This is a genomic window from Bacillus sp. 22446, assembly GCF_052044955.1.
GTDB classification, from domain to species: Bacteria; Bacillota; Bacilli; order Bacillales; family Bacillaceae; genus Bacillus; species Bacillus altitudinis.
Map to the genome: position 1 here is coordinate 396,311 of NZ_JBQEOD010000003.1, position 8,168 is coordinate 404,478.

Here is an 8,168-nt window from a genome sequence, read left to right on the forward strand (position 1 = left end):
AATGAGCATACGTGCTGCATAAGACAGCACGTATTTTTTAAAAATAACAATACCCCCATGGAGTATGTGGAGAGGTGAGATAAATGAAAAAAGAAATTGATTTTCAAATTACGGGAATGACTTGCGCCGCCTGTGCAGGCCGCATTGAAAAGGGCTTGAACAGGTTGGAAGGTGTGGACGACGCCAGTGTGAACTTTGCGCTTGAATCATCCCACATTGTGTATGAAACAGAACAACTCACAACAGAGGATCTAAAACAAAAAATTCAATCTCTTGGCTATGATGTGGTGATGGAGCAAGCAGAATTTGATATAGAGGGAATGACATGTGCGGCTTGTGCAAACCGAATTGAGAAAAAAGTCAACCGGATGGATGGTATTGATAAAGGATCAGTGAACTTTGCGCTTGAGTCACTTCAGGTGACATATCATCCAGGGAAAATATCTCCAAGTGACATAAAAGAGGCTGTGAAATCCATTGGGTATTCATTAATCGAACCAGCCGAAGAGCATGCAGAGGAAGGGAAAAAAGACCATCGCCAAGCAGCGATTGAGAAACAAACGGCACGCTTTTTGTTCTCGATGATTTTGTCATTGCCTCTTCTTTGGGCAATGGTCAGTCATTTTTCTTTCACATCGTTTATTTGGTTGCCAGAAGCGTTTATGAATCCATGGGTTCAGCTCGCATTAGCAGCGCCCGTCCAGTTCATTGTCGGCTGGCCTTTTTATGTAGGTGCTTATAAAGCGTTGAAAAATAAAAGTGCCAATATGGATGTCCTTGTGGCACTAGGGACATCGGCTGCTTTTTTCTATAGTTTATATGAAAGTATTCAATCAGCGGTTCAAGGCGCACATGAAGCGGCCCTCTATTATGAAACGAGTGCTGTGCTGATTACGTTGATTGTGCTCGGAAAGTTAATGGAAGCAAGAGCGAAAGGGAGATCATCAGAAGCGATTCAAAAACTGATGGGCTTACAAGCGAAAGAAGCTGTGATAGAGCGAGATGGGAAAGAAATGACCGTTCCTATTTCTGAAGTGAAAGTGAATGATCTTGTGTTCGTCAAGCCAGGTGAAAAAGTCCCGGTAGACGGAGAAATCATCGAAGGAACAACAGCGATCGACGAATCGATGATTACAGGAGAAAGTCTGCCAGTTGATAAAACCACAGGAGATACAGTCATCGGGGCAACCATCAATAAAAATGGATTTGTGAAAGTGAAAGCAACAAAAGTAGGAAAAGAAACGGCTCTTTCACAAATCATTCGAGTCGTCGAACAAGCGCAAGGCTCAAAAGCACCAATTCAAAGAATGGCAGATCAAATTTCAGGGATATTTGTCCCCATTGTTGTAGGATTGGCTGTGCTCACTTTTCTGATTTGGTATATCTTTGTTGATCCAGGAAATGTGACAGCAGCCCTTGAAACCTTTATAGCAGTCATCGTCATCGCATGTCCTTGTGCGCTTGGCCTTGCTACACCGACCTCTATTATGGCAGGCAGCGGCCGGGCAGCTGAATCAGGGATTCTGTTTAAAGGCGGAGAACACTTAGAGGTAACCCAATCACTAGATACAGTAGTGCTAGATAAAACAGGGACTGTGACAAAAGGGGAGCCGAGTCTTACAGATGTGATTGCTTCTGCCAATTGGACAGAAGATACGCTGCTTCAGTTAGCAGGATCGGCAGAACAGCAGTCAGAGCATCCACTTGCCAGAGCGATTACAGAAGGCATGAAGAATCGGGGTCTCCAAGCGGTCGAGGTAGAAGCCTTTCAAGCAGATCCTGGTCATGGAATTGAAGCAAGAGCTGCAGGACATGAGCTTTTGATTGGTACACGGAAACTCCTAAAGAAACATCATATCAGCTGCGAAGCACTAGAAGCAGTTGTGACTGAGCTTGAAGAACAAGGAAAAACGGCGATGCTCATTGCCATTGACGGCGAGCCAGCAGGTATTGTCGCCGTTGCTGATACAATCAAATCGTCTTCTTCTCAAGCGGTCGCTCGTCTCAAAGAGCAAGGGATTCACGTCGTGATGATGACAGGAGATAACAAACGCACAGCAGAAGCGATTGCGAGTGAGGCAGGCATAGATCATGTCATTGCTGAAGTTCTTCCAGAGGAAAAAGCGGCTCATATTGTAGCGCTTCAGAAACAAGGAAAAAAAGTGGCGATGGTTGGAGACGGCATCAATGATGCCCCTGCCCTTGCAACAGCAAATATCGGGATGGCTGTCGGAACAGGTACAGATGTTGCCATGGAAGCGGCAGATATTACGCTCATGACTGGAGATCTCCATGCCATTGCAGATGCACTTGAATTTAGCAGAAAAACGATGAGAAACATTAAACAGAATCTATTTTGGGCACTTGCTTACAATTGTATTGGCATACCAGTCGCCGCATTTGGGTTCCTGGCACCATGGCTTGCAGGAGCGGCAATGGCCTTTAGTTCTGTATCGGTTGTGCTGAACGCACTAAGATTACAGCGATTGAAACCTGTCAGAGAGGGTGTGGCAAAATGAAGCTGAATGTCAAATGGGTGTGGACGTTGAGTGCTGTGATTTATGTAGCCTTTGTATTGATAGGCTATGCGATTTATGTCGAACTTTCTCCTCTTCAAGAGCCGCCAGCTGATCATATGCAACATGAGACTTCATCAGAAGCGAAGTCCTCGCATTCGGTGTCAGTCCTGCGCTTCGGTACTCGTCCTTTCTAGACTTCAATGGATTTCTATCACAAAGAGCTAAAATAAAGTTCATTTTAGCTCTTTCTCAACAACCTGAGACTTCGCCAAAAGCGAAGTCTTTTTTTAACAATTTTGTGGAAAAACCCACCTTTTAAAAGATTTTTCATAAAAAATTCACTTCTTTTTGTTCCTTTTTGTCGTTTTTTGTAGGTTCATCGTTAAGATGCGATTAGGCAACAAAGAAAGCGTTATCAAAAAAAGGGGGTCCACGTATGAAAAAGTTAGGGTTAGCTTCTCAAATACTCATCGCACTTGTTTTGGGTGTTGTCGTAGGAGCACTATTTTATCAAAATGAAACCGTTATTAATGTGTTAACGCCGATTGGCGATATATTCATCCACTTAATTAAAATGATCGTTCTTCCAATTGTTATTGCTGCATTGATTGTAGCCGTTGCAGGTGTAGGCGATATGAAAACCATCGGAAGACTCGGTGGAAAAACCATTCTTTACTTCGAAATTGTGACAACGATTGCATTAGCAGTTGGACTGCTAGCAGCAAACGTTTTCCATCCTGGTACAGGAATTGATATGAGTAACATGGAGAAAGGCGATATCTCTAAATATGAAGAGACATCTAAGTCTTCTGCCGAAAAAGCTAGTTTCTCTGAAACGATTGTGCATCTTGTGCCAACAAACGTGTTCCAATCCATTGCAGAAGGTGATCTATTACCAACAATCTTCTTTACAGTGTTATTCGGATTAGGAATTGCAGCAGTTGGAGACAAAGGAAAACCAGTGTTAGGATTTTTTGAGGGCATCCTCGAAGCGATGTTCTGGGTGACCAATAAAGTGATGAAGTTTGCACCATTTGGTGTATTCGCGCTCATCAGTGTGACGGTGATCAAATTCGGGGTCGGAGCGCTTCTCCCGCTAGGTAAACTGGTACTTGTCGTTTACGGCACAATGGCATTCTTCGTTATTGTCGTACTTGGCATTATCGCAAAATTAGCTGGAACAAGCGTCTTTACACTATTTAGAGTGTTAAAAGAAGAAATCATTCTTGCATTCTCAACAGCAAGTTCAGAAGCTGTACTGCCTAGACTAATGGATAAAATGGAGAAGTTCGGCTGCCCGAAAGCGATCACGTCGTTCGTTATCCCAACAGGCTATACCTTTAACTTAGATGGAAGTGCCATCTATCAATCCATTGCCGCCATATTTGTTGCACAAATGTACGGCATGCCTCTTTCCATCTATGAGCAAATTACGTTACTATTAATCTTAATGCTCACATCAAAAGGAATGGCTGGTGTACCAGGTGCATCGATCGTTGTTGTCATCACAACACTTGGAGCAATGGGACTTCCTCTTGAAGGACTTGCCTTCATCGTTGGGATCGACCGTATCCTTGACATGGTTCGTACAACTGTTAACGTATTTGGTAACTCACTTGCAGCCATTGTCATGTCTAAGTGGGAAAAAGTGTTTGATCAAGAGAAATCGAAGAAGTATATTGAGGAATTAAAACAACAAACAAAAGCAGCGTAAAAGGAGATCTTTTCAAATGACGAAGCTACAGGACAAGCAAGTTCGTATCGAACGAGACTTTCTAGGTGAAAAGGAAGTAGACACTCAAGCGTATTATGGAATTCAAACATTACGTGCAGTAGAGAACTTTCCAATTACTGGCTACCATGTTCATGAGGAACTCATCAAAGCACTAGGGATTGTCAAAAAGGCAGCCGCACTTGCAAATATGGATACAAAGCGACTATATGCTGGTCTTGGAGAAAAAATTGTTCAAGCCGCAGATGAGGTTATTGAAGGAAAATGGAACAATCAATTTATTGTCGATCCAATTCAAGGCGGGGCTGGCACTTCAATGAATATGAATGCCAATGAAGTCATTGCAAACAGAGCGCTTGAACTACTAGGAAAGGAAAAAGGCGCTTATACTGAGCTAAGTCCAAACACGCATGTGAACATGTCGCAGTCAACAAACGACGTTTTCCCAACAGCGATTCATATTTCAACATTGAATATGATTGAAAAACTACTTTATACGATGGAAAACATGCATCAAGTCATGACAGAAAAAGCGCAAGAATTCGATCATGTCATCAAAATGGGACGTACGCATCTTCAGGACGCTGTTCCAATCAGACTTGGTCAAGAGTTTAGTGCATATGCAAAGGTTCTTGCTCGTGATATTAAACGAATCAAGCAGTCTAGACAGCATTTATATGAAGTCAATATGGGCGCAACTGCAGTTGGAACAGGACTGAATGCTGATCCTAAATATATTCGCCAGGTCGTTGGTTATCTAGCTGACATTAGCGGATTGCCGTTAGTTGGAGCAGAAGATTTGGTCGATGCTACGCAAAATACAGATGCTTATACAGAAGTATCAGCTGCACTGAAAGTATGTATGATGAATATGTCCAAAATGGCAAACGATATTCGTTTGATGGCTTCAGGTCCTAGAGCAGGCTTTGGTGAGCTGCATTTGCCGCCGAGACAGCCAGGTTCATCTATCATGCCAGGGAAAGTCAACCCAGTGATGCCTGAGGTCATGAATCAAGTGGCATTCCAAGTCATTGGAAATGACCACACGATCTGCCTTGCATCAGAGGCTGGTCAGCTTGAACTGAACGTCATGGAGCCAGTTTTAATATTCAACTTACTACAGTCTCTCAGCATGATGAAAAATGTATTTGAATCCTTTGTCGATAACTGCTTGCGTGACCTAAAAGCAGATGAATCTAGATTAAAAGAATATGTAGAAAAGAGTGCTGGTGTCATGACGGCGGTCAATCCGCATATTGGTTATGAAGCTGCTGCACGAATTGCGAGAGAAGCGATACTTACAGGCGTATCTGTACGTGAGCTTTGTCTGCAAAATGATGTGTTATCAGAGGAAGAGCTTGATATCATCTTAAATCCTTTTGAAATGACGAAACCAGGTATTGCTGGCGCATCACTTTTAGAAAAGGATCGTTTAGAAGATTAAGCGGCATCATGAGAAGCGCACACCGACAAATGTCCGGTGTGCGTTTTTTCATGGACTGTTTGTTTTTCTGAAGCTCACATAGTATACTATCGTCAATTATTAGGGATGTGACTGCGTTTGAATCTACTGAAAAAATGGTTGAATACAGAGCCTTATTTAATTATCATGCTCATTGTTCTGACTCCGATTGGGGGAGAGCTGAAATTTTATCCATTTGAGGATAGCTTTCGGGTCAGCTTTGGAACCGTTGTCTTTTTCTTTATCCTGCTTCAAATGAAAAAATTCCCGGCATGGGCAAGCGGCATCATTGCGGGGGGATCCGTGTTTGCATTCCGGGTGCTTCTTGATACCGCTGTGTCAGGCCACTTAGCGCTGGAAGAGGCCGTTTCTTTAAGATTTCCTTCCCTGCTGTATTACGTCGTCTATGGTACGCTTTTTTATGTATTACAGGTCAGACGTTTCCGTGATAAGCCTTGGCTCATTGGGGCGACAGGGATTATCATGGAACTATGTGCAAGTGTAGTCGAAATGATTGCACTCAGGGGAGCCATTGATGAAATTTTAACAGTGAGAACGCTGTTTCAACTATTTGTATTGGCGATTTTCAGAAGCTTTTTCGTATTGGCTTGTTATACGATGATTCGATTATACGAAGAACAGGCGAGAGAGCGCCAAATGAAGAAGGAAAAGGAACACCTGTTGATGCTGCTGTCGAATCTTTATACGGAATCTACATATTTTTATAAAACCCTTGCACATGCTGAGCACATTACAGCTACTTCCTATCAATTGTATCAATCACTGCATCATGCAAAGGATACGGAATCATTAGATTTAAAAAAACTCGGAAAAACAGCTTTGCAAATTGCAGGTGAGGTACACGAAATCAAAAAGGATAATCAGCGAATTTTTTCTGCCTTATCAAAACTGATTCATGAGGAAAACTTTCAGGAGTATGCAAGTCCTGCTCATATCGCTGGACTTGTGATTCGTATCCATGAAAATTATACGGAATCTCTTAAAAAACACATCGTTTTTCATTATGATGAAGAAGGACAGCACCCTGCTTATCATGTGTATACCATTCTATCTTTATTAAATAACATTGTATCCAATGCCGTTGAAGCCATTCCGGTGAATGGAGAGGTATCACTATCCATTTTGCGGAAAGAAAATGATGTGATTTTTCAAATCAGTGACAACGGGCCAGGCATTAAAGAGCGTAACCATCATGTGATCTTTAAACCGGGCTTCACTTTAAAATACGACCAAGCCGGGAACCCATCAAGCGGTATCGGTCTTTCCTATGTGAAAGACACAGCCGAGAAGCTTGGCGGAAGTGTTGAAATGAAGAGTATCCCAAATCAACAAACGATGTTCACTTTAACGATACCAATTGATCAAGTCAGCAGAAAAGAGGGGAATGGGAGATGAGATTTTTTATTGTTGATGATGATGAAGCCGTTCGTTCTTCACTCGCACAGCTCATTGAAGATGAAGAGCTTGGCATTGTGGCAGGGGAAGCAGGGGATGGTGCTGAATTAACAGCGAGCTATTTAAATGATTTGCACATTGATATCTTGTGTATTGATCTTCTGATGCCAGAAAGGGACGGGCTTGAGACGATTCGAGCGATCAAGGATGAATTTCATGGGAAATATTTAATGCTGTCACAGGTAGAAACAAAGGAACTCATCGGCCATGCATATACGCTCGGTGTCGAGTATTATGTGACAAAACCGATCAATCGGGTAGAGGTCTTAAGTGTGCTCCACCTCATGATTGAACGTCTGCATTTAGAGCACTCAATTGAAAATATTCAGCATTCGCTCAAATCGGTCATGCAGTTCCAGCAGCGCGGACAGACCACGAAAACGAAGCAGCGTGGGAAAAGTCTTGCAGAGGCAGGTCAGTTTTTGCTCGCGGAGCTTGGGATTGTCGGCGAAAAAGGGTCTAAGGATTTACTAGATATGATTCTTTTCACAGATCAGTATTTAGCGTTACATGCCGATCAGCACGACTCTTTTCCTTCATTAAAAGTAATTTTCACTGGCATCACAGAGGATAAATTAAACGAACCTTTTACAACAGCAGACATCGCAAGAGAAGCAAAAGCAGCGGAACAGCGGGTAAGACGTGCGATCAACCAATCATTGAAACACATCGCCTCGCTCGGGTTAACCGATTTTTCTCACCCAACCTTTGAAAACTATGCATCAAAATTTTTCGATTTTACCATTGTGCGTAAGAAAATGAGTGAACTCACAAAAGAGACAAGTGGAAGAGAAGAGCACACACGTATCAATGTGAAGAAATTTGTACAGGTGCTCTATTACGAGGCGAAACGTATTTTCATGGAAGATTAAAAAAGACATGCTCTCTATAAGGAGGGCATGTCTCAGCGTGTAGACAAACCCTCGCATTCGGTGTCAGTCCTGCGCTTCGGTGCTCACGAATGTCAAATTCGCTCCGC

General features: G+C 42.7%; 6 protein-coding genes. All 6 read left to right on the forward strand.

What is annotated here, in order from left to right; translation table 11 throughout:
* Positions 1-83 precede the first annotated feature (83 nt).
* The 6 genes from ACTJJD_RS09295 (at position 84) to ACTJJD_RS09320 (ending at position 8,061) form a co-directional block, all read left to right on the forward strand.
* The gene (locus ACTJJD_RS09295; RefSeq protein ID WP_440608328.1) at positions 84-2,519 is read left to right on the forward strand and encodes a heavy metal translocating P-type ATPase; all 2,436 of its coding nucleotides are present in this window, start codon (positions 84-86) and stop codon (positions 2,517-2,519) included.
* Positions 2,516-2,713: a hypothetical protein gene (locus ACTJJD_RS09300; protein ID WP_041091910.1), complete on the forward strand. Its 198-nt coding sequence runs from the start codon at positions 2,516-2,518 to the stop codon at positions 2,711-2,713. The genes ACTJJD_RS09295 and ACTJJD_RS09300 overlap by 4 nt, the downstream gene beginning before the upstream one ends.
* Before the next feature lie 242 nt (positions 2,714-2,955).
* Positions 2,956-4,233 (forward strand): cation:dicarboxylate symporter family transporter, encoded by a 1,278-nt coding sequence (locus tag ACTJJD_RS09305; protein WP_007500222.1) that lies wholly within the window; start codon positions 2,956-2,958, stop codon positions 4,231-4,233.
* Between the two features lie 16 nt (positions 4,234-4,249).
* On the forward strand, positions 4,250-5,695 hold the full coding sequence (gene aspA, locus ACTJJD_RS09310; protein WP_007500224.1) for an aspartate ammonia-lyase: 1,446 nt from the start codon (positions 4,250-4,252) through the stop codon (positions 5,693-5,695).
* A 117-nt stretch (positions 5,696-5,812) separates the two neighbouring features.
* Positions 5,813-7,129 (forward strand): ATP-binding protein, encoded by a 1,317-nt coding sequence (locus tag ACTJJD_RS09315; RefSeq protein ID WP_048001827.1) that lies wholly within the window; start codon positions 5,813-5,815, stop codon positions 7,127-7,129.
* Positions 7,126-8,061: a response regulator gene (locus ACTJJD_RS09320; protein ID WP_440608329.1), complete on the forward strand. Its 936-nt coding sequence runs from the start codon at positions 7,126-7,128 to the stop codon at positions 8,059-8,061. Before ACTJJD_RS09315 ends, ACTJJD_RS09320 begins: the two co-directional genes overlap by 4 nt.
* Positions 8,062-8,168 lie beyond the last annotated feature (107 nt).

Bases quoted from the DNA above. Each gene is read 5' to 3' on its own strand.
- ACTJJD_RS09295 (WP_440608328.1), top strand. From the start codon at position 84: ATGAAAAAAGAAATTGATTTTCAAATTACGGGAATGACTTGCGCCGCC.
- ACTJJD_RS09300 (WP_041091910.1), top strand. From the start codon at position 2,516: ATGAAGCTGAATGTCAAATGGGTGTGGACGTTGAGTGCTGTGATTTAT.
- ACTJJD_RS09305 (WP_007500222.1), top strand. From the start codon at position 2,956: ATGAAAAAGTTAGGGTTAGCTTCTCAAATACTCATCGCACTTGTTTTG.
- aspA (WP_007500224.1), top strand. From the start codon at position 4,250: ATGACGAAGCTACAGGACAAGCAAGTTCGTATCGAACGAGACTTTCTA.
- ACTJJD_RS09320 (WP_440608329.1), top strand. From the start codon at position 7,126: ATGAGATTTTTTATTGTTGATGATGATGAAGCCGTTCGTTCTTCACTC.